The sequence below is a fragment of the Shewanella sp. AC91-MNA-CIBAN-0169 genome (assembly GCF_040310165.1).
Classification (GTDB): domain Bacteria; phylum Pseudomonadota; class Gammaproteobacteria; order Enterobacterales; family Shewanellaceae; genus Shewanella.
Genome location: NZ_JBEOPM010000055.1, coordinates 1 through 2,549 on the forward strand (window position 1 = coordinate 1; position 2,549 = coordinate 2,549).

A 2,549-nucleotide genomic window follows, 5' to 3' on the forward strand; every position below is an offset into this window, starting at 1 on the left:
TTCATGCAGAATCTCCCTGCGTATATATTACGAGAAAATTCTACTTTTGAAATCTACTATTTTTAGGGGGGATTACCTCTCCATCATTATTTCGTGCAACAATTGTAAGGGCTTACGAAGTTTCATAACCTAAGTTTTCAACATTAAATTGACGTAAGCCAGCAGTCAGCATCGCCACTATCTCGTTATCTTCATGATGAATGATGTCGATGTTTGTATATTTTTTCAAAATTAATATCTCTTCAAATGGTTTATCCATATTAAGATAATACGGATTAATTGGGCGATATAATGGTCATTAAATGAACAATATAATGGGTTATGATTAAACGCCCATAGGGTTAAACACAAATACTTCGAACAGAATCATAATTTATTGCCCATACTAGCTTCCAATTGATAACCTTACGCTCAATAGAATACACCTATTTACAACCCAGTTTTCCTGATGTACTGCCATAATAAATTTCAAAACCATCTCTTGTTCTTCTAATAACAGATATGTTACCTAATAAATGAGTGAGCCTGATATTCGTGGTTGCCATATCTAAAACGTCAATAAAATGATGAGCATCTTGCTCTGTTAAATCACTTCCTTATTCGATTTATTCTAAGAGAGTTTCATCATAATGACTCTTTTCAAATAAGCAGTTTGTTACAAAGGTTATGACTGGTAAACATTTCAATTTATATCATCTTTATTGAAAGCATTTATCACAATATTGAGAGTAAATATTGTTCGATTTCAGTGCAATGCTGCTCAGCATTGTACCGCTGTAAAACTAATCTAAACTGCAAAACCAAAAGCCACACTCTCAACACGCTGATTTATAATATAAAAAAATAATAACCACACTTGGCATAAATCTTCCTTTCATATTGTTTGTCAGTGAAATGTGCAAAACGCAGGTTACATCAGCGCTAACCAACGTCGTTTCTTGCAACAACATCGCCCAGTTCTGTCCCAAATAGTACGATAAGCAGCGTCACACGCGGTATTAATAAACTAAAACACGCTTTAATACCTGGGCAAATTCGGAGTTCATTACAATCAATCTTGGTGATTAGCTGTGTGAATTGGTGACGTATCACACACAAAACCTATTGGAGTGACATGTTAAACGCGTTAATCCCACTTTCAGCATTACTCATATCTAATGCATTCTTAATTCTTGGCCATGGTTTATTACTGACTCTGCTCCCCATTGCGGCGAGTGAATCTGGTTTTAGCGATACTCAAGTCGCTTTAACCGGATCGGGGTACTTTTTAGGATTTGTTTCCGGCTGTTTAGCCACACCCTATATGTTAAAACGAGTTGGGCATATTCGTAGCTTTGCTGTATTGGCAACATGTTACTCGGTGGTCATCTTACTATTTCCTTTATTATCCGAGTTTTATAGTTGGATGTTGTTAAGGTTTTTAATCGGGGTGATGATTTCTGGTTTATACATGATCATTGAAAGCTGGCTAAACGGCACGTCAACAGCGAATAATAGAGGAACAATACTGTCTATTTATACCACGCTAAATTTAATCATGGTGATGTGTGGCCAACAACTGTTCAATTTAGGCAGCGAGCACGAATCGATGCTATTCGGTCTAGCCGCTATATTTATCTCTATCGCAATCATTCCGGTGTCACTGACACGTTCATCAGCACCTGCGGTGGTAAAACACGTTAAGTTGAATATGGCCAAGGTATGGCGGCACTCTCACGTTGCACTGATTGGAGCCGTGGTTGCCGGTTTTGTCACAGGTGCATTTTGGGCATTAGCGCCTATTTACGCTAAAGATAATGGTTTTGACAGTATTCAACTCGGTGCATTTTTATCTGCTACCGTCCTTGGCGGAGCTTGTTTTCAAGTACCACTAGGTAAGTTATCCGATAGGTTTGATAGGCGCAGTGTTTTGATGTTTACTGCCTTAGGTGGCTCCTTGGTGTCATTACTCTTCGTCACTCTTCCTTACGTTGTCACTACTTTTGGCGGTTGGCCAGCAGCAATATCAGCCTTTTTTTGGGGAGGGACATGCATGACGCTATACGCAATATGCTTAGCCCATGCTAATGACAACGCCACCGCTGAAGATTTTGTTGAAATAAGCAGTGCCATGCTTATCACTCTTGGGTTATCGTCGGCTATTGGTGCGCCGATGGCTTCACTTGCGATGGGATTATTTGGCGCCAAGGGTTTATATGCCTTTACCAGTTCATGTTTGGCGATTTTCTTCGTGATAGTATTATTAAGACGCCGCAGCCATATTGCCCCCTCAACACTTGCAACAAAAGAAAGTTTTCGTGCCGTCACCGATATGGCAAGCCCAACAGCATATGAAATGGACCCCAGAACTGAGATAGATCCACAAGCGGAAACACTGCAACGATAAGTAACAACAAGGGACAACCTTTACTGCTAGTATTGAGCACTCTTTAAGTACTGTGATTTAACAACAAAAAATGCAGCCAATATAGGCTAATGCTATTCGGATAAGCATTACTGTTTATATTTAAGTGGATAACGGCTAGGTATATAGAGCACTGAGCGTGGAT

1 protein-coding gene is annotated in these 2,549 nt (G+C 39.4%); it reads left to right on the plus strand.

The window, feature by feature from the left end; genetic code table 11:
* Positions 1-1,114 precede the first annotated feature (1,114 nt).
* Entirely contained in the window at positions 1,115-2,386 is a 1,272-nt protein-coding gene (locus AAEY98_RS22070) for an MFS transporter (protein WP_351019675.1), read from the plus strand.
* The last annotated feature ends 163 nt before the right edge of the window (positions 2,387-2,549 follow it).